Source organism: Catellatospora chokoriensis (assembly GCF_011297315.1).
Lineage (GTDB): Bacteria > Actinomycetota > Actinomycetes > Mycobacteriales > Micromonosporaceae > Catellatospora > Catellatospora citrea.
This window is the reverse complement of the sequence record NZ_JAAOTI010000017.1, coordinates 14,395-33,650: the sequence shown is the minus strand read 5'-3', so window position 1 is coordinate 33,650 and position 19,256 is coordinate 14,395. Positions and strand designations below refer to the sequence as shown.

The following is a 19,256-nucleotide window of genomic DNA, read 5'->3' as shown; positions in this document are numbered from 1 at the left end:
CGAGGAGAAGGCATGAGCGAGCGATGACGAGGGGACGTATGCGATGACCCTGTCGACCCATGTGCTGGACACCTGCCGGGGCGAGCCCGCCGCGGACGTGCAGGTGACGTTGCAGCGGCTGGGGCAGTACGGCTGGGTCACGGTGGCGACCGGGATCACGAACACCGACGGGCGGCTCGCCGACTGGGTGCCGGCCGAGCAGTGGCTGGTGGGCCGGTACGGGCTGCGCTTCGACGTCGCCGCATACCAGGGGCTCGGCAGTTTCTTCCCCGAGGTGACCGTGGTCTTCGACGTCACCGACCCCGACCGGCACCTGCACGTGCCGCTGCTGCTGAGCAAGTTCGGCTACACCACCTACCGGGGGTCCTGATGACGATCCGACTGGGTCCCAACCGCTACGGCAAGGCCGAGTGCCGCCTGGTCACCGTGGTCCGCGACGGCGAGCGCCACGAGCTGACCGACCTCAACGTCAGCACCCGGCTCGCGGGCCGCCTCGACGCCACGCACCTGACCGGCGACAACGCCGACGTGCTGCCGACCGACACGCAGAAGAACACGGTGTACGCGTTCGCCCGGGACGGCTTCGCGAGCATCGAGCAGTTCGGCCTGCGCCTGGCCCGCCACTTCGTCGCCGGGCAGGACGCGATCGAGCAGGCGCAGGTCCACGTCGAGTCGTACGGCTGGCGGCGCCTGGGTGGCCACTCGTTCGCCCGCGCCGGGGACGAGGTGCGCACCGCGACGGTGACCGCGACCGCCGAGCAGGCCTGGGTCGTGGGCGGGCTGCACGGGCTGACGCTGCTGAACACGACGGGCTCGATGTTCAAGGGCTTCCCGCGGGACCGGTACACCACGCTGCCGGAGGCCGACGACCGGATCCTCGCCACGGCGGTCGACGCCCGCTGGCGTTTCGCCTCGGCCGACGTCGACTGGAACGCCGCGTTCGAGGCGGTCCGGGACGCTCTGGTGGGCGCGTTCGTCGACACGTACAGCCGCTCGCTGCAGCAGACCCTGTACGCGATGGGGGAGCGGGTGCTCCAGCGGGTGCCCGAGGCGGCCGAGGTGCGGCTGGCGCTGCCGAACCGGCACCACTTCCTGGTCGACCTGTCCCCGTTCGGGCTGGACAACCCGGATGCGGTCTACTTCGCGGCCGACCGGCCGTACGGCCTGATCGAGGGCACGGTGCAACGCGACGACGCGCCCCCGGCGGGGCTAGCGTGGGACCTGGGGGCGGCCTGATGGACTTCATGACGCCGTCGACCTGGGCTGACGCCCTGGCGATCAGGGCCGACCGGCCGGACGCGGTGCCGCTCGCCGGGGGCACCGACGTGATGGTCGAGCTGAACTTCCACCGGCGGCGACCGGGCGTGCTGCTCGACCTGACCCGCATCGGCGACCTGACCACCTGGGCGATGGACGGGGAGCTGCTGCGCGTCGGCGCGGGCGTCTCGTACACCCGGATCATCGAGGAGCTGGGCGACCGGCTGCCGGGGCTGGCCATGGCCGCGCGCACGGTCGGGTCGCCGCAGATCCGCAACCGGGGCACGCTCGGCGGCAACCTGGGCTCGGCGTCGCCCGCCGGGGACGGCCACCCGCCGCTGCTGGCCGCCGGTGCGCAGGTGGAACTGGCGTCGGTGCGCGGCACCCGCCTGGTGCCGATCGGCGAGTTCTTCACCGGCCCCAAGCGCAGCGTGCTCGCCCCGGACGAGCTGATCGCCGCGGTGTGGGTGCGCCCCGCGGCAGGCCCGGAGCAGTTCTCGAAGATCGGCACGCGCAACGCGATGGTGATCGCGGTCAGCTCGTTCGCCCTCGCGCTGCACCCCGGCCGCCGCGCGGTCGGCACCGGCATCGGCTCGGCCGCGCCGACCCCGCGGCGGGCCGCCGACGCGGAACTGTTCGCCGCCGGGCAGCTGCCGTGGGACACCCTCGCCGCGCTCGACCCCGACGTGGCGCGGCGCTTCGGCGAGCTGGTCGCCGCGTCCGCCGCCCCGATCGACGACGTGCGCGGCACGGCCGCGTACCGCCGCCACGCGCTGGCCGTCCTGGCGCAGCGCACCCTGACCTGGGCCTGGAGGGACCTATGCGGCTGACCTGCACGGTCAACGGCACGACCCGGACCACCGACGACGTGTGGCCGGGCGAGAGCCTGCTCTACGTGCTGCGCGAGCGGTTCGGCCTGCCCGGCAGCAAGAACGCCTGCGAGCAGGGCGAATGCGGCTCGTGCACGGTGTACCTGGACGGGACCGCGGTCTGCGCCTGCCTGGTCGCCGCGGGCCAGGCCGCCGGGCGCGACGTGCGCACCGTCGAAGGCCTGGCCCCGGAGGGCGAGCTGGACCCGGTGCAGCGGGCGTTCCTGCAGACCGGCGCGGTCCAGTGCGGGTTCTGCACGCCGGGCCTGATCGTCTCGGTGCACGATCTGCTGGCCCGGGTCCCGCACCCGAGCGACCCCGAGATCCGCGAGGCGCTGGCGGGCAACCTGTGCCGCTGCACCGGCTACGAGAAGATTATGGACGCGGTACGCCTGGCCGCGGCCGGCTCGGTGAACGCCGGTGCCGCAGGTCTCGGCGGCCCGGCCGGTGCCGAGCGGGCGGGGTCGTGATGCGGACCGTCATCAACGGCTGTGCGATCGCGACCGTCGACGCGGCGGGCGCGGAATACCGGCGCGGGCATGTCGTGGTCGACGGCGACCGGATCACCGAGGTCGGCGGCGGGGACTTCGAGGGACCCGCCGACCAGGTCATCGACGGCCGGGGCTGCCTGGCCACGCCCGGCCTGGTCAACACCCACCACCACCTCTACCAGTGGGCCACCCGCGGGCTGGCCCAGCAGAGCAACCTGTTCGACTGGCTGGTCGAGCTGTATCCGGTGTGGGCCGGGCTCGACGACGAACTCGTGTACGTCACCACCACCGCGGGCCTGAGCGCGCTGGCGCTGTCGGGCTGCACCACCGCCGCCGACCACCACTACGTGTTCCCGCGCGGCTCGGGTGACCTGATCGGGACCCAGGTCGAGGCGGCCGCGTCGGTCGGCGTGCGGCTGCTCGCGTGCCGCGGCTCGATGGACCTCGGCGTCTCGCAGGGCGGGCTGCCGCCGGACAACGTCGTCGAGTCGACCGACGCCGCGCTCGCGGCGACCGCGGCCGCGATCGAGCAGCACCACGACCCGTCGCCGTCGGCGATGGCTCGCGTCGCCGTCGCGCCGTGCTCGCCGTTCTCGGTGACCTCCGACCTGATGCGCGAGGCCGCGTCCCTGGCCCGCGCGCACGGCGTACGGCTGCACACACACCTGGCCGAGACGGTCGAGGAGGACGCGTTCTGCCGCGACCGTTTCGGGGTCACCCCGGTGGAGTACGCGGAGAAGCTCGGCTGGCTGGGTGACGACGTATGGCTGGCGCACGGGGTGCACCTGGACGACGCCGCGGTGGCCCGGCTCGGCGCGACCGGCACCGGCGTGGCGCACTGCCCGAGCTCCAACGCCCGCCTCGGCGCGGGCATCGCCCGGGTGCGCGACCTGCTCGACGCCGGTGCGCCGGTCGGCCTCGGCGTCGACGGCGCGGCCTCGCAGGAGGCCGGTGAGCTGGGCCCGGAGCTGCGCCAGGCGATGCTCGCGGCGCGCCTGCGCGGCGGCCCGGCCGCGCTGACGGCCCGCGAGGCGCTCGCCCTGGCCACCACCGGCGGGGCCCGCTGCCTGGGCCGCGACGGTGAACTCGGCACCCTGGAGCCGGGCCGGCTCGCCGACGTCGCCCTGTGGCGGATCGACGGCCTCGGCCACGCCGGCATCGAGGACCCGGTCGCCGCCCTGGTCTTCGGCCCGCCCGCCCGGGTCGAAGCGCTGCTCGTCGGTGGCGACGTCGTCGTCCGCGGCGGCCGCCTCGTGCACACCGACGAGGAGTCCCTCGCCCGCGACCTGACCCGCGTCAGCCGCACCCTGCTCCGAAAGGCCGGCCGATGAGCGCGACGGTGCACGTGGGGCTGGCGGCCACCGTCACGGGCGGGGTGGGAGCGTCGCCGGTGCGGCCCGACGGGCGGCTGAAGGTGACGGGGGAGTTCGCGTTCTCGTCCGATCTGTGGGCCGACGACATGCTGTGGGGGGCGACGCTGCGCAGCCCGCATCCGCGGGCGCGGATCACGCAACTGGACCTCGGCCCCGCGCTGCGCATCCCGGGGGTGTACGCGGTGCTCACCCATGAGGACGTGCCCGGCCGGCGGCTGTACGGCCTGGAGCACGTCGACCAGCCGGTGCTGGCCGCTGACGAGATCCGCTACCAGGGTGAGCCGATCGTGATCGTGGCCGCCGACCACCCGGAGACCGCGCGCCGCGCCGTCGCGGCGATCGGGATCTCCTACGACGTGCTCGACCCGGTCACCGATCCCGAGGCGGCGCTGCACGACGACGGCGCGCCCCGGGTGCACGCCGACCGGCCGAACCTGCTGCGCCACGTGCCGATCCGCCGCGGCGACCCGCACGCGACCGCCGCGGTCGTGGTGACCGGGGAGTACGAGGTCGGCATGCAGGACCAGGCCTTCCTCGGCCCCGAGTCGGGGCTGGCCGTGCCCGCCGACGACGGCGGCGTCGACCTCTACATCGCCACCCAGTGGCTGCACGTCGACCAGCAGCAGGTCGCCGCGTGCCTGGGCATGCCCGCCGACAAGGTCCGGCTCACCCTGGCCGGGGTCGGCGGCGCGTTCGGCGCGCGCGAGGACCTGTCCATGCAGGTCCACGCCTGCCTGCTGGCGCTGCGCACGGGCCGCCCGGTGAAGATGGTGTACGGCCGGGAGGAGTCGTTCTTCGGCCACGTGCACCGGCACCCGGCCCGGCTGCGCTACGAGCACGGCGCGGACTCCCACGGCCGCCTGGTCTACGTGAAGGCCCGCATCCTGCTCGACGGCGGCGCGTACGCGTCCAGTTCCGGCGCGGTCGTGGCCAACGCGGCGACGCTCGGCATCGGCCCCTACGACGTGCCGAACGTCGTGATGGACGCCTACGGCCTCTACACCAACAACCCGCCGTGCGGGGCGATGCGCGGCTTCGGCGCGGTGCAGGCGTGCTTCGCGTACGAGTCGCAGATGGACAAGCTCGCGGCGGCGCTCGGCCTGGACCCGGTGGAGGTCCGGGTCCGCAACGCCCTGCACACCGGCGACCGCATGCCCACCGGCCAGCTCGTCGAAGGCCCCGCCCCGGTCGCCGAACTGCTCCGCCTGGTCCAGTCGAAGCCGCCGGCCGGGCAGGCCGACTTCCCGCCCGGCGGCACCGCCAACACCACCCGCGGCGAGGGCGTGGTCCGCGGCGTCGGCTACGGCATCGGCATCAAGAACGTCTGCTTCTCCGAGGGCTTCGACGACTACGCCACCGCCCGCGTGCGCCTGGAACTGGTCGGCGGCCGTCCCGCGGTGCTGGTGCACACCGCCGCCGCCGAGGTGGGCCAGGGCCTGGTCACCGTCCAGGCGCAGATCGTGCGCACCGAACTCGGCGTCGACCAGGTCACCATCGCCCCCGCCGACACCGCCGTCGGCAGCGCCGGCTCCTCCTCGGCCTCCCGCCAGACCTACATGACCGGCGGCGCCGTCCGGGCCGCCTGCCAGGCCGTCCGCACCCGCCTGCTGGACCGCCTCGACGGCCTCGCGGGCGAGCTGCGCCTGGTCGACGGGCAGGTGCGGGACGCCGACGGCGGGACCGTCGCCGACCTCGCGGACCTGCTGGGCGACGAGGCGATCGAGGAGACGGTGCAGTGGCGGCACCGGCCGACCCACCCGCTCGACCCGGAGACGGGCCAGGGGGACGCGCACGTGCAGTACGCCTTCGCCGCGCACCGCGCCACCGTCGACGTCGACACCGAGCTCGGCCTGGTGAAAGTCGTCGAGATCGTCACCGCGCAGGACGTCGGCAAGGCCGTCAACCCGGCCGCGGTCACCGGCCAGATCCACGGCGGCACCGCCCAGGGACTCGGCCTGGCGCTCATGGAGGAGATTCAGCTCGTGGACGGGAAGGTGCGCAATCCCTCCTTCACCGACTATCTGCTACCTACGATCATGGACATGCCGCCGATGACAGTGGACGTGCTCGAACTGGCCGACCTGCACTCGCCCTACGGCCTGCGCGGGGTGGGCGAGCCGCCCACGATCTCGTCCACACCCGCCGTCGTCGCGGCGATCCGGGCGGCCACCGGCGCCGCGCTGACCAGGGTGCCGGTCCGGCCCGAACACATCGTGGGGGTATGAGTGACCGAGATCCTGACGCCCGAGGCGGTCCAGTTCGTCACCGAGCTGCAGCGCCGCTTCCGCCCCCGCCGGGACGAGCTGCTCGCGGCGCGCCGGGCCCGGCAGGCCGAGATCGACCGCACCGGCACGCTGGACTTCCTGGCGGAGACCGCGCAGATCCGGCAGAGCGAGTGGACCGTCGCACCCGCCCCGGCCGACCTGGTCGACCGCCGGGTCGAGATCACCGGCCCGACCGACCGCAAGATGACCGTCAACGCGCTGAACTCGGGTGCGAAGGTGTGGCTGGCCGACCTGGAGGACGCCAACACCCCGCACTGGGCCAACGTGATCGGCGGCCAGCAGAGCCTGTACGAGGCGGTCCGCCGGACGATCAGCCTGCAGCAGGGCGACAAGCTGTACGCGCTGCACCCCGGCCCGCTGCCCACCATCGTGGTGCGGCCCCGCGGCTGGCACCTCGACGAGCGGCACTTCGAGGTCGACGGTGCGCCCGGTGTCGCCGCGCTGGTCGACTTCGGGCTGCACTTCTTCCACAACGCCGCCGAGCTGCTGGCCCGGGGCAGCGGCCCGTACTTCTACCTGCCGAAGATGGAGAGCCACCGGGAGGCCCGGCTCTGGCAGGACGTGTTCACGGCCGCGCAGGAGCTGCTGGGCATCCCGTACGGCAGCATCCGGGCCACCGTGCTCATCGAGACGATCACGGCCGCGTTCGAGATGGACGAGATCCTGTGGGAGCTGCGCGACCACGCCAGCGGCCTGAACGCGGGGCGCTGGGACTACCTGTTCAGCCTGATCAAGAAGTTCCGCGCGTTCCCGGCGTACACGCTGCCCGACCGGGGGCAGGTGACGATGGCCGCGCCGTTCCTGCGGGCGTACGCGCAACTGCTGGTCAAGACGTGTCACCGCCGGGGCGCGTACGCGATGGGGGGCATGGCCGCCTTCATCCCGAACCGGCGCGACCCGGGGGTCACCGCGACGGCGCTGGCCAAGGTCCGCCAGGACAAGGAACGCGAGGCCGCCGACGGCTTCGACGGCTCCTGGGTGGCGCACCCCGACCTGGTGCCGCTCTGCCTGGAAGTGTTCGACAAGGCCCTGGACGGAGCCCCGAACCAGCTCTCCCGCCAGCGCCCGGACGTGCACGTCGACGCGCACGACCTGCTCGACGTGCGGACCACCGAGGGTGAGCCGACGATGGCCGGGGCCCGCGCCAACATCCACGTCGGCATCCGCTACATCCAGTCCTGGCTGAACGGCAACGGGGCGGCCGCGATCGACAACCTGATGGAGGACGCCGCCACCGCCGAGATCTCCCGCTCCCAGCTGTGGCAGTGGCTGCACAACGGCGCGCTCCTCGACGGCGGCACCACGCCGGTCACCCGCGAGCTGCTGGAAGAGCTGATCGAGGGCGAGATGGCCGTGCTGGGGCCGGAGTACGCCCCCGCCCGCACGATCTTCGAGCAGGTCGCGCTCGCCGACGACTTCGTCGAGTTCCTGACCCTGCCGGCCGGGGAGCTGATCGACTGATGACGCCCGCCGGAACCGACGAGTTCCTCGGCGTGCCGCGCGAGCCGCGCGACGGGGCGGCCCGGGTCCCCGCGCGGGAACTGGACCGCATCCTGGCCGCGGCCGACGGGCTGCGCCGCGACCGCTATCCGGGCGAGGACGCCGGCCGCCAGCCGCTGCACACCGTGTACGTGCCCGCTGACCGGGTGCGCACCGGCCTGGGGCAGCGCTGGGGCGAGCAGGCGCTGGCCGCGCTGGCCGAGCACGGCCTGCCCTATCCGGACGAGCTGCACGAGCGGATCACCCGCAAGCTGGCCACCGAGCCGGTCGAGGACCTGCGGGTGGACTTCGAGGACGGCTACGGCCGCCGTGAGGACGCCACGGAAGACGCGCACGCCCGCAGCGTCGCCGCATTCCTGGCCGCCCGCCCGGCCCCGTTCACCGGCGTACGGATCAAGAGCCTGGAGCCCGACACCCGGCCCCGCGCGCTGCGCACCCTCGACCGGCTGCTCGACGCCCTGGGCACGATCCCGCCGAACTTCGTCATCACGCTGCCGAAGGTCAGCTCGGTGGAGCAGGTCGAGGCGCTGGTGTGGCTGTGCCGCCACCTCGAACCGGCCGCCGGGCAGCTGCGCTTCGAACTGCAGGTGGAGATGCCGCAGGCGATCCTCGGGCCGGACGGGGTCTGCCCGCTGCCCGCGATGATCCACGCGTCGCAGGGGCGCTGCGTGGGGCTGCACTACGGCACCTACGACTACTCGGCGGCGATGGGCATCGCGGCGGCGTACCAGTCCATGGAGCATCCCGCCGCCGACCACGCCAAGCAGGTGATGCAGGTCGCCGCGGCGGGCACCGGGGTGCGCGTGGTCGACGGCTCCACCAACGTGCTGCCGATCGGGGACACCGCCGCCGTGCAGGCCGCCTGGGCGCTGCACCTGCGCCTGGTCCGCCGCGGCCTGGAACGCGGCTTCTACCAGGGCTGGGACCTGCATCCGGCGCAGCTTCCGACGCGCTACGCGGCCGCGTACGGCTTCTTCCGCCAGGGCGCGCCGTCGGCCGCCACCCGGTTGCGGGCCTGGCTGGCCGGGCGTGACAGCGCCGCGCAGCGCGACAGCGGCGCGCGGGGCACCGGTTACCTGGACGAACCCGCGACGGCAAGGGCGCTGTCCGGATTTCTGCGACGCGCCGTGCAGTGCGGCGCGCTGGATGTCGGCGAATTCGGCGTCGATCGATCTATGCTGGAGCCGCTGTGAACTACGACCTCATCCTGCGCTCGCACCGCACGTTCACCCCGGACGGTGAACGGCCCGCCGACGTCGGCATCCGCGACGGCGTCATCGCCACGGTCGCCGGATTCCAGGCGCTGGCCGGCAACGACGCCATCGACCTGGGGGACTGCGCGCTGCTGCCCGGCCTGGTCGACACCCACGTGCACGTCAACGAGCCGGGGCGCACCCAGTGGGAGGGCTTCGACAGCGCCACCCGGGCCGCCGCCGCGGGCGGCGTGACCACCATCGTCGACATGCCGCTGAACTCCATTCCGCCGACGGTCGACGTGCAGGCGCTGCACGTCAAGCGAGCCGCGGCCGTCGAGCAGTGTTTCGTGGACGTCGGTTTCTGGGGCGGCGCGGTGCCCGGCAACGCCCGGCAGCTGCCCGCCCTGCATCAGCAGGGCGTGTTCGGGTTCAAGGCGTTCCTGGTCGACTCGGGCGTGCCCGAGTTCCCGCCGCTGGACCCGGCCGGGCTGGAGGAGGCGCTCGGCGCGGTCGACGCCCTGTTCGTGCTGCACGCCGAGGATCCGTCCCTGGTCACTGCCGCGCACGGCGAGCACTTCACGGACTTCGTCGCCTCGCGCCCGCCGCGCGCCGAGCGCCGGGCCGTCGCCGCCGTGATCGACGCGGCCCAGCGCACCGGGGCGCGGGTGCACATCCTGCACCTGGCCGCCGCCGACGCGCTCCCGCTGATCGCCGCGGCCCGCCGGGAGGGCGTCCGCATCACCGCCGAGACCTGCCCGCACTACCTGACCCTGGACGCGTCCCAGGTGCCCGACGGCGCCACGCAGTTCAAGTGCTGCCCGCCGATCCGGGACAAGTCCCATCAGGACGCGCTGTGGCAGGCGCTGGCCGACGGCGTGATCGACTGTGTGGTGTCCGACCACTCGCCGTGCCCGCCCGAGCTGAAGGCGGGCGACTTCGGCACCGCCTGGGGCGGCATCGCGTCCGTGCAGCTCGGGCTGCCGCTGATCTGGACCGCCGCGGCGCAGCGCGGGCACGGCCTCGCCGACGTGGTGCGCTGGATGGCCGGCAACACCGCCGACCTGGTCGGCCTGCCCCGCAAGGGGCGCATCGCCGAGGGCGCCGACGCGGACCTGGTGGCCTTCGACCCGGACGCCGAATTCACCGTCGACGCGACGCGGCTGCTGCACCGCCACCACGTCTCGCCGTACGACGGCCGCCACCTGCGCGGCGTCGTCCGCGACACCTGGCTGCGCGGCCGCCTCGCCGGCGTCGAGCCGATCGGCCGCCTGATCCGGCCCGGAGGCGGGGCATGAGCGAGCTTCGCGAGGTGCAAGCATGAGCTTCGAGGAGCTGCTCGACCTCGCGTCGCGGGCCGTCGGGGGCAGCGTCGTCGCGGCCAACGACGAGTTCTTCGCCGAGCGCGACAACCTGGTCAACCCGTGGGCGCCGACCTTCACCCCGCGCACCTTCGGCGCGAAGGGCCAGGTGTACGACGGCTGGGAGACCCGCCGCCGCCGCGAACCCGGCCACGACCACGCGGTGCTGCGGCTCGGCGCGCCCGGCCACGTGCACGGCGTCGTCGTCGACACCGCGTTCTTCACCGGCAACTACCCGCCCGAGGCGTCCGTCGAGGGCTGCCGGGCCGACGGGTATCCGTCGGCCGCCGAGCTGGCCGACGCGGACTGGTTTCCCCTGGTCGAGCGCTCGGCCCTGCTGGGCGACACCCGCAACCGCTTCCCGGTCGACGCCGGTCCGCTGGTCACCCACGTCCGGCTGACCATCCACCCCGACGGCGGGGTGGCCCGGCTGCGCGTGCACGGCATCCCGGCCCCCGATCCGGGCCTGCTGCCCGACACCGTCGACCTCGCCGCCGCCGAGCTGGGCGGCCGGGTCGTCGACTGCAGCGATCGCTTCTACGGCTCACCCGGCAACCTGCTGCTGCCCGGACTCGCGGCCAGCATGGGCGAGGGCTGGGAGACCCGGCGGCGGCGCGACGGCGGCAACGACTGGGTCCAGGTGCGGCTCGCCGCGCCGGGCGTGCTCGCGCTGGCCGAGCTGGACACCTCGCACTTCAAAGGCAACGCCCCCGGCTGGGCGGCGCTGACCGGGCCCGGCGGCGAACCGCTGCTGGCACGCACCCGGCTGCAGCCCGACACCCGGCACCGGTTCCGGCTGTCGTACGACGGGCCGGTCGACGGGGCACGCCTGGACATCTACCCCGACGGCGGTATGGCCCGGCTGCGCCTGTACGGCAGCCTGACGGCCTCCGCCCGGGAGAGGCTCGCCGCACCGTGGACGGATCAGGAGGCTGGGGGAGGCTGAGTATGGCTGTCGGGGGATTGCTGCTCGCGGCGGGGGCCGGGCGGCGGTACGGGATGCCCAAGGCGCTGGCCGTGGTGCCGGGCGACGGGGAGCTGATGGTGCGACACGCGCTGCGGACGCTGCGCGACGGGGACTGCGATCCGGTCGTGGTCGTGCTCGGTGCGGGAGCCGGGCGTGCGCCGGCGCTGCCCGGCGCGCTCGTGGTGATCAACAAGGAGTGGCGGACCGGCATGGGCTCGTCCCTGCGGGCCGGTTTGGCGGCACTGCCGCCGCAGGTGGACGCTGTAGTGGTGCTGCTGGTGGACACGCCGGGGATCACCGCCGAGGCGGTGCGCCGGGTCGGCGCGGGCGCGAAGCCGGACACGCTGCGGGTGGCGACCTACGGCGGGGACGGCGGGCATCCGGTGCTGCTCGGCCGCGACCACTGGGCCGGGGCGGCCGAACTCGCCGTGGGCGACGTCGGGGCCCGGCCCTACCTGGCCCGGCACGAGGTGGAGACGGTGCCGTGCGACGACGTCTCCGACGGCGCGGACCTGGACGTCCCCCGTGCGTGACGTGCTCGACGACCTGTTCCGCGGCTGGGCGTCCGGCGCGGTCGCGGGCGTGGCGACCGTGGTGCGCACCTGGCAGTCCGCGCCGCGGCGACCGGGCGCGTCGATGCTCGTCGCGCCGGACGGGGAGGCCGTCGGCAGCGTCTCCGGCGGCTGCGTCGAGGGCGCCGTGTACGAGCTGGCCACCGACGTCGCCGCCGACCCGGGGGCGCGGCCGGTGCTGCAGCGCTACGGCGTCAGCGACGACGACGCGTACGCCATCGGCCTGACCTGCGGCGGCATCATCGAGGTGTTCGTCGAGCAGGTGTCACGCGAGACGTTTCCGCAGCTCGGCGAGGTGGTGGCGGCGGTCCGGGCGGGCCGCCCCGTGGCCGTGGCGACCTGCATCGCCCCGGCCGACTCGCCGCGCTTCGGGCACCGGATGGTCGTCCACGGCGACGGGACCGCCGGGACGTTCGGCTCCGCGCGGCTCGACGCCGCCGTCGCCGACGACGCGCGCGGGCTGCTGGCCGCCGGGCGCACCGGGATGCTGCACTACGGCCCTGACGGCGAGCGCCGCGGCGACGAGCTGGCCGTGTTCGTGAACTCGTACGCCCCGCCCGCGCGCATGATCGTGTTCGGGGCGATCGACTTCGCCGCCGCGGTGGCCCGCATCGGCTCGTTCATGGGCTACCACGTGACGGTCTGCGACGCCCGGGCCGTGTTCGCCACCCCGAAGCGTTTCCCGTCCGCCGACGAGGTCGTCGTCGAATGGCCGCACCGCTACCTGGAGGGTGAGGCGAGCGCGCAGCGGATCGACGGGCGCACCGTGCTGTGCGTGCTCACCCACGACCCGAAGTTCGACGTGCCGCTGCTGGAGCTGGCCCTGCGGCTGCCGGTGGCGTACATCGGCGCGATGGGCTCCCGCCGCACCCACGACGACCGGCTGGCCCGGCTGCGCGAGGACGGCCTCACCGAGGCCGAGCTGGGCCGGCTGCGCTCGCCGATCGGCCTGGACCTGGGGGCGCGCACCCCGGAGGAGACCGCGGTCAGCATCGCCGCGGAGATCGTCGCGCTGCGCTGGGGCGGCACCGGCGCGGTCCTGTCCGACACGGCCGGTCCGATCCACCGCGCCGGCCCGCTGGGTCACTGACCCGTCAACCGGGTGAGTGCGCGTCCAGGTAGGCCTGCAACACCTCGCCGCGCAGGCGGCCACGCTCGTTGACCTCAATCCCGTTGCTCCGCGCCCAGGCCCGCACCTCGGCGGCGCCGGGTGGCGGTGCCACCGAGGTGCGGGTCGCGCCGAGCGGTGTCACGCGTGCGCGGGCCGCGTCCGGCGGGGTCGCCGGTTCCCCGGGCGGGTCGGCGGGCGGTGCGACCGGCGGGAGCAGCTCGTCGAGGTCGCCCGTCAGCAGCGGGGACGACCAGCGGTGCCGCGTCATCGCCTCGTACGCCGAAGCCAGGGCCTGCGCGAAGTCCACGCCGCGGACGGTGTGGCCGACCGGGCCCAGCCGTTGCAGCAGCCGGGTGGCCGCCGCCGGATCGGCGGGCTGCGGCGCGGGCAGCGGGCCGGCGGTCCAGAAACCGCGCAGCTCGTCGGGCTCGCCGGCGTCCTCGGTCGCGCCGTCCGCCTGCTGCGCGCGGTGCGCCCGCAGCGCGTCGAGCAGCTCGGCGCGGGGCATGCCGCGCCAGTGCAGGATGACGAAGGGGTCCTCGTCGAACAGCTCGGCCAGCAGGTAGCACACCGCCGCCGCGTGCTTGCACGGGTTGCCCCAGTCCGGGCACGAACAGGCCAGGTCCAGCTGCCGCATGGTCGGGAACAGCGACATGCCGAGCGGCTCCAGTGCCTGCTCGACGTCGGTGGGCATGCGTCCGGCCAGCAGCTCGGCGCTGAACACGGCCTGCTGCGCCAGCGCGTCGACGGCCCGCCGCCATTCGATGGGCATGAACGTCGCGACGCCGAGGGTGACCGTGTAGGGCTCGGGCCGGGAGCCCTGCACCTGCGCCGCCACCTCGCCGGGCGCGACCGTGAGCGAGAGCACCTGGCCGGAACGCGCGTACGACTTGCCGCGGCTGAGCCGGCTCGCGGTCTCCGGCGACTCGATGGCCTTCAGGAAGCGGCGTGACCACCAGGTCGTGGCGATGTCGCCGCGCCGGCTGCGGGCCCGGATGCCGTCGGCGGGCAGCCGCGGCTTGGCGGACGGGAAGCCGCGCCCCCAGGTGTCCTCGTCGTGCCGTGCCATCCCGCCCCCTACTCGACGACCGCGTCGCGGGTGAGCGCGACGAGGTCGCGCAGCGCGTCGGTGGACAGCTCGGTCAGCCACGCCTCGCCGTTGCCGACGGTCGCCTCGGCGAGGGCCTTCTTCTGCTCCAGCACGGCGTCGATGCGCTCCTCCAGGGTCCCCGCACACATCAGCTTGCGCACCTGCACGTCGCGGCGCTGCCCGATGCGGAACGCCCGGTCGGTGGCCTGGTTCTCGACGGCCGGGTTCCACCAGCGGTCGACGTGGATGACGTGGTTGGCCGCGGTCAGGTTCAGCCCGACGCCGCCGGCCTTGAGCGACAGCACGAACAGCCCCGGCCCGCCCTCGCCCTGGAACGCGGCGACCATGCCGTCGCGGGTCTTGCGGTCCACCCCGCCGTGCAGGAACGGCACCGGCTGCCCGAAGACCTCCGCGAGGTGCCCGGACAGCATCCCGCCGAACTCGGCGAACTGCGTGAACAGCAGTGCCTTCTCGCCGGCGGCGAGCACCTCCTCGCAGATCTCCTCGACCCGGGCGACCTTGCCCGACCGCCCGGCCATCCGCGAGCCGTCCTTGAGCAGCTGGGCGGGGTGGTTGCAGACCTGCTTCAGCTTGGTCAGGGTGGCCAGGATCAGGCCCCGTCGGTCGATGCCGTCGGCCCGCTCGACCTGGCGCATCATGTCGTCGAGCACAGCCTGGTAGAGCGAGGCCTGCTCGCGGGTCAGGTTGCAGGCGACCGTCATCTCGATCTTGTCGGGCAGGTCGGAGATGATGTTCGGGTCGGTCTTGACCCGGCGCAGCATGAACGCCCCGGTCACCCGGCGCAGCCGCGCGGCCGCCTGCTCGTCGCCGTCGCGTTCGATCGGCACGGCGAAGCGCCGCTTGAACGACTCCGCGCTGCCGAGCAGCCCCGGGCTGGCGAACTCCATGATCGAGTGCAGGTCGGCCAGCCGGTTCTCCACCGGGGTGCCGGTCAGCGCGATCCGTCGCGGCGCGGGCAGCGCCCGGATCGCCCGCGACTGCTTGGCCGCCGCGTTCTTGATCGCCTGCGCCTCGTCGACGACGACGCGCCGCCAGCCGACCTCGGCCAGCTCCTGCTGGTCCCGCAAGGCCAGGCTGTACGTGGTCAGCACCAGGTCCACGCCCGCGACCGCGTCCCGGAACTGCTCGCCCGTCAGCCGCTCCGCGCCGTGGTGCACGTGCACGGCGAGCTTCGGCGCGAACTTCGCCGCCTCCCGCTGCCAGTTCGCGACCAGCGACATCGGGCACACCAGCAGCGTCGGGCCCAGCCCCGGAGCCTGCTGGCGTTCGCGCTCCAGCAGCGCCAGGACCTGGATGGTCTTGCCCAGGCCCATGTCGTCGGCCAGCACCGCGCCCGAGCCGAGCGCGTCCATGAACGACAGCCAGCCAAGGCCGCGCTCCTGGTACGGGCGCAGGCGCGCGCCGAATCCGTCCGGCGTCGGCAGCGCCTGGAAGCTGCCGGCCGGGCCACCGGCCAGCAGCTCGCCGAGCCAGCCGGTGGCGGCGACGCCGATCATCGGCAGCCCGGTCTCGGCGCCCTCGCCGAGCAGGCCCGCGCGCAGCACCTCACGGGCGGTCATCTGGCGCCGTCCGGACCTGCCGAGCTGCCTGAGCCCGGCGGCCAGCCGCGCCTGGTCCACCTCGACCCACTGCCCCCGCACCCGGACCAGCGGCGACTTCGCCTCGGCCAGCGCCGCCAGTTCCTGTTCGGTGAGCACCTCATCGCCGAGGGCCACCTGCCAGGCGTACTCCACGAGGGAGTCCAGGCCGAGCTGGGAGTCCTTGGCCACGATGCCGGGCTGCGGCGGCGTCTGCGCGCTCAGGCGCAGCCCGAGCCGTGGCCGCGGGCCGCTCCACCAGGCGGGCAGCAGCACCCCGAGGCCCGCCGCGGTCAGCGCCGCGGCATGCCGGCGCAGGAAGATCAGCGCGTCCTCGCCGTCCATGGCCATGCCGACCGGCGCGGCCTGCCGCAGCACCCTGGCCAGCGGGGGGTAGTGCTGCGCGGCCCGGCCGAGCCCGGCCAGCAGCGCGGCCTGCGGGTCCAACCCGGCCTCGGCGAACAGCAGGGCGTTGCCGTCGAGCCGCCACACCTCGTCCGCCCCGGCGATCAGGGACGGGTCCTCGTGCGACTGCAGCAGCAACTCCAGCCGCCAGATACCGGTGCCGTCGCCGTCACCGGCCGCGTCCGCCCGGTCGGCTGCCTCGCCGGGCCCGGCCGGGCCGTCCGGCTCGGCGTCGCCGGGGGCGACCAGGCGCAGGCAGGTGCGCACCAGCCCGCCGGCCCGCGACCTGCCGCCGGCTCGCCAGGTGTCCAGGTCCTGCGACAGGCGGTTCGCTTCGTACGGGTGGAGCTGCTCCGCGTCGATGACGTTGTCGGTGGAGGTGAGCGCCGTGAGCACCCGTTCGGCGGCCTGGCTCTGGCGGGTGACCCGGCCCCGGGGCTCCGGCAGCAAAGCCGTGCCCAGGCCCGACACCACCTCGGTGGCCAGCGCGTCCACCATCGAGTCGAGCGCGGCGTCGAACACGGCCTCGGCGGGCGCGAGAGCCACCTGCTCGTCGTACAGCCAGCACCGCATCGCGGGCGGCATCGCCGCGAGCAACGGGATGCGTACGGCAGCGACCTGCAGCGACGACGCCGCACGCCAGTCGGCGAACCAGTACTCGCTCTCGTCGTCCCAGGTGAGCGCCGGGGTCACCAGCCCGCTGCCGACCAGGTGCGCGGCGGCGCGGGCGAGCGCCGCCGCGAAGCGCACGGTGGCCCCGCCGATCGGGGCGAGGCCGGGCAGCAGCCGCAGCGCCGCTGTGGCGTCCATGCGCAGCGTGGGGACGAGGAACGCGGCGAGACGATCCGGCTCCGGGCCGGTGCCGAGGTCCGCCGACGGCGTCGGCCGGTGGTGCTGCGCGGGCAGTGCCAGGACCGACCAGCCCGCCTGATCGTCACCGGCGCCGGGGGCCGCGCCCAGCGCCGCGCCCAGGTGCTCGGTGGACACCGCGAACGGATGCAGCCCGGGCCCCCGCGTGCGGAGCCGTCCCCGCTGCGCGGGCAGGGTGGCCTGCAGATCAGCGTCCTCGGCCCAGAACTCCCAGTTGCCGTCGCCGCTGTACACGCAGTGCGCGACCAACACGCGTGACCTCCTGGTTCGGGAGCGGGCAGACCGCCGCCGATCCTCTCACGGGCCCGGTCCCCGGACTCCGCGCGCACCGCCGCCACCGGCGGGAACGTCGGCCGGGCCCGGGTCCGGGGCTACGATGACCGGATGTCGATCGACGTGACGGACGCGCCCGGGCGCGAGCGCTTCGAGGCCCGCGACAGCGCGGAGCAGGCGGTGGCCGGGTTCATGACCTACCAGCTCACCGGCAATGTCATCGTGTTCACCCACACCGAGGTGTCTCCGGCGTACGAGGGCCAGGGTGTAGGCAGCAAGCTGGCCCGCACGGTGATGGACGACTCCCGGGCCAAGGGCCGCACCGTGGTGCCGATGTGTCCGTTCCTGGCCGGCTGGCTGGAGAAGCACCCCGAGTACGGCGACATCACCGCCCACGGCACCAAGCGGATCAAGTAGCCCCGGTCAGATCGGGGGCCACGGAATGGCGTGGCGGTCCTCGGGCGGCTGGGGGAGGCGGCCGTCGGCGACCAGCTGCTTGATGCGGGTGCCGACCGCGTCGACCTCCGCCGTGGTCAGCAGGTCGTCCAGCACTCCCGGGTCGAACGCGCGCAGCGCCGCGGCGACCTCCGGCGGCACCGCCCGTCCCGCGAACCCCCACAGCACCGTGCGCAGCTTGTCCTCGGTGTGGAAGCAGATCCCGTGATCGACGCCGTACAGCCGCTGGTCCGGCGTGGCCAGCACGTGGCCGCCCTTGCGGTCCGCGTTGTTGATCACAGCGTCGAACGCGGCCAGCCGGGCCAGCCTCGCGTCGTCGGCGTGCGCCAGCAGATACGGCCGCCCGTCCTCGTCCTGCGCCGCGGCGATCGGCAGCCAGCCCTGCGGCAGCTCGTCGGCGGGCACGAAGTCCACCGGCGGCTCGATCGTCTCGTCCAGCCACAGCTGGCACGAGCCCGGCCCGAGCGGTCCGTCGCGCAGCACCGTCGGCGGCACCAGGTCCCACCCCAGCGACTCGCTCACCGCGTACGCGGCGACCTCGCGGGCGGCCAGCGTGCCGTGTGGGAAGTCCCATAGCGGGCGCTCGCCGCGCACCGGCTTGTACACCGCCCGCACCGAACGCCCACCGCCGGAAAGGATCACCCGCAGCGTCGTGTTCGAGGCTTCGATCAGCCGACCCTCGATCTCCATGTCGGCATCCCGCAGCAGCCGGCCCAGCTCGGCCCTGCCGGCCGCGTCCCCGGGCGGCGGCTCACCGGGGGATCGGCCCGTCACGGCCGCACCGCCGGGGAGCCGGTCGTGATCATCGGCAGCGCCGGGCCCGGCCTGCCTGCCGGGGCCATGGGACACGTCGTGCTCACCGGCGCTGCCGGTGTGCGTCTGGTCGCCGGTGGGAGGGATGGCGGACCTCACCTTCGGATGGGACTGCGTGCTATCCGGGTGACGCTACTCCGCCACCAGCGTTCTCACCTGCGGTGATAGCCGTTGTGGCGCGGGCACAGGTGCCCGGCCGGGTCCAGCGGCTGCCCGCACAGCGGGCACGGCGGCCGGCCCGCGGCCACCACCCGCTTCGCGCGGTCGATGAACTGCCGCACCTCCGCCGGGGTCAGCCGCACCCGCAGCCGGTCGAGATCGTCGGAGATCTCCGGCGTCGCGTCCTCGTCTTCATCCTCGTCGTCGGCGGTCTCGGCCTCGGCGTCGAACTCGGCCTCCTCGGCCGCGATCGCCTCGATGATGACCGTGCTGGTCTCGACGTCGAAGGCCAGTCCCAGCGTGCCGACGCGGAACTCCTCGTCGACGGGGGTGTCCAGCGGCTCGTTGTCGGCAGGGCCCTCGGCGGCGGCGGGCAGCTCCGCGCCGAACCGCTGATGCGCCTCGGCGAGCAGCTCCTCGAGCTTCTCCGCCAGCAGTGCGACCTGCATCTTCTCCAGAGCCACGCTGACCAGGCGGCCGCCGCCGCGAGCCTGCAGATAGAACGTGCGCTCGCCCGGCGGACCCACCGTACCGGCGACGAACCGCTCCGGCGGCTCGAATGCGTACACCTGATGGGTCATACCTGCGACCCTAGCGTCACGCCCGCGCAAGC

Annotated in this window: 17 protein-coding genes; 13 read left to right on the top strand and 4 right to left on the bottom strand. The window is 74.4% G+C overall.

What is annotated here, in order from left to right; genetic code table 11:
- Positions 1 to 43 precede the first annotated feature (43 nt).
- The 12 genes from uraH to HAV39_RS24515 are packed head-to-tail and all read left to right on the top strand — an operon-like array spanning position 44 to position 12,958.
- A complete protein-coding gene (gene uraH / locus HAV39_RS24570; RefSeq protein WP_120315671.1) occupies positions 44 to 370 on the top strand; it encodes a hydroxyisourate hydrolase in 327 nt (108 codons plus the stop codon).
- Entirely contained in the window at positions 370 to 1,236 is an 867-nt protein-coding gene (pucL, locus tag HAV39_RS24565; protein WP_191841518.1) for a factor-independent urate hydroxylase, read from the top strand. Before uraH ends, pucL begins: the two co-directional genes overlap by 1 nt.
- The gene (locus HAV39_RS24560) at positions 1,236 to 2,087 is read left to right on the top strand and encodes an FAD binding domain-containing protein (RefSeq protein ID WP_191841517.1); all 852 of its coding nucleotides are present in this window, start codon (positions 1,236 to 1,238) and stop codon (positions 2,085 to 2,087) included. Before pucL ends, HAV39_RS24560 begins: the two co-directional genes overlap by 1 nt.
- Positions 2,078 to 2,596, top strand: a complete 519-nt coding sequence (locus tag HAV39_RS24555; RefSeq protein WP_191841516.1) for a (2Fe-2S)-binding protein — start codon at positions 2,078 to 2,080, stop codon at positions 2,594 to 2,596. The genes HAV39_RS24560 and HAV39_RS24555 overlap by 10 nt, the downstream gene beginning before the upstream one ends.
- Positions 2,596 to 3,948, top strand: coding sequence for an 8-oxoguanine deaminase (locus tag HAV39_RS24550; RefSeq protein ID WP_191841515.1), 1,353 nt, complete (start codon positions 2,596 to 2,598; stop codon positions 3,946 to 3,948). The genes HAV39_RS24555 and HAV39_RS24550 overlap by 1 nt, the downstream gene beginning before the upstream one ends.
- Positions 3,945 to 6,215 (top strand): xanthine dehydrogenase subunit D, encoded by a 2,271-nt coding sequence (gene pucD / locus HAV39_RS24545; protein WP_191841514.1) that lies wholly within the window; start codon positions 3,945 to 3,947, stop codon positions 6,213 to 6,215. The genes HAV39_RS24550 and pucD overlap by 4 nt, the downstream gene beginning before the upstream one ends.
- Entirely contained in the window at positions 6,216 to 7,736 is a 1,521-nt protein-coding gene (gene aceB, locus HAV39_RS24540) for a malate synthase A (RefSeq protein ID WP_191841513.1), read from the top strand.
- Complete coding sequence (locus tag HAV39_RS24535; RefSeq protein WP_191841512.1) at positions 7,736 to 8,968, top strand: DUF6986 family protein; 1,233 nt, start codon at positions 7,736 to 7,738, stop codon at positions 8,966 to 8,968. Before aceB ends, HAV39_RS24535 begins: the two co-directional genes overlap by 1 nt.
- The gene (gene allB / locus HAV39_RS24530) at positions 8,965 to 10,266 is read left to right on the top strand and encodes an allantoinase AllB (protein WP_191841511.1); all 1,302 of its coding nucleotides are present in this window, start codon (positions 8,965 to 8,967) and stop codon (positions 10,264 to 10,266) included. Before HAV39_RS24535 ends, allB begins: the two co-directional genes overlap by 4 nt.
- A gap of 22 nt (positions 10,267 to 10,288) precedes the next feature.
- Positions 10,289 to 11,275, top strand: a complete 987-nt coding sequence (alc, locus tag HAV39_RS24525) for an allantoicase (protein WP_191841510.1) — start codon at positions 10,289 to 10,291, stop codon at positions 11,273 to 11,275.
- A gap of 2 nt (positions 11,276 to 11,277) precedes the next feature.
- Positions 11,278 to 11,829: a nucleotidyltransferase family protein gene (locus HAV39_RS24520; RefSeq protein ID WP_191841509.1), complete on the top strand. Its 552-nt coding sequence runs from the start codon at positions 11,278 to 11,280 to the stop codon at positions 11,827 to 11,829.
- Positions 11,822 to 12,958 carry an XdhC family protein gene (locus HAV39_RS24515; protein WP_191841508.1) on the top strand — a complete coding sequence of 379 codons (1,137 nt, stop codon included), beginning with the start codon at positions 11,822 to 11,824 and terminating at the stop codon, positions 12,956 to 12,958. Before HAV39_RS24520 ends, HAV39_RS24515 begins: the two co-directional genes overlap by 8 nt.
- 4 nt (positions 12,959 to 12,962) lie before the next feature.
- On the opposite strand, the gene HAV39_RS24510 is transcribed toward HAV39_RS24515, so the two are convergent.
- Both HAV39_RS24510 and HAV39_RS24505 read right to left on the bottom strand, forming a co-directional pair.
- Positions 12,963 to 14,048, bottom strand: a complete 1,086-nt coding sequence (locus HAV39_RS24510) for an Lsr2 family DNA-binding protein (protein ID WP_191841507.1) — start codon at positions 14,046 to 14,048, stop codon at positions 12,963 to 12,965.
- Positions 14,049 to 14,056: 8 nt separating this feature from the next.
- Positions 14,057 to 17,194 carry a DEAD/DEAH box helicase gene (locus HAV39_RS24505; protein ID WP_191841506.1) on the bottom strand — a complete coding sequence of 1,046 codons (3,138 nt, stop codon included), beginning with the start codon at positions 17,192 to 17,194 and terminating at the stop codon, positions 14,057 to 14,059.
- Positions 17,195 to 17,326: 132 nt separating this feature from the next.
- On the opposite strand from HAV39_RS24505, the gene HAV39_RS24500 reads away from it, so the two are divergent.
- Positions 17,327 to 17,632: a GNAT family N-acetyltransferase gene (locus HAV39_RS24500; RefSeq protein ID WP_191841505.1), complete on the top strand. Its 306-nt coding sequence runs from the start codon at positions 17,327 to 17,329 to the stop codon at positions 17,630 to 17,632.
- Positions 17,633 to 17,638: 6 nt separating this feature from the next.
- On the opposite strand, the gene HAV39_RS24495 is transcribed toward HAV39_RS24500, so the two are convergent.
- Complete coding sequence (locus HAV39_RS24495) at positions 17,639 to 18,388, bottom strand: SCO1664 family protein (RefSeq protein ID WP_275413938.1); 750 nt, start codon at positions 18,386 to 18,388, stop codon at positions 17,639 to 17,641.
- Positions 18,389 to 18,636: 248 nt separating this feature from the next.
- Positions 18,637 to 19,224: a DUF3090 family protein gene (locus HAV39_RS24490; protein ID WP_191841504.1), complete on the bottom strand. Its 588-nt coding sequence runs from the start codon at positions 19,222 to 19,224 to the stop codon at positions 18,637 to 18,639.
- Positions 19,225 to 19,256 lie beyond the last annotated feature (32 nt).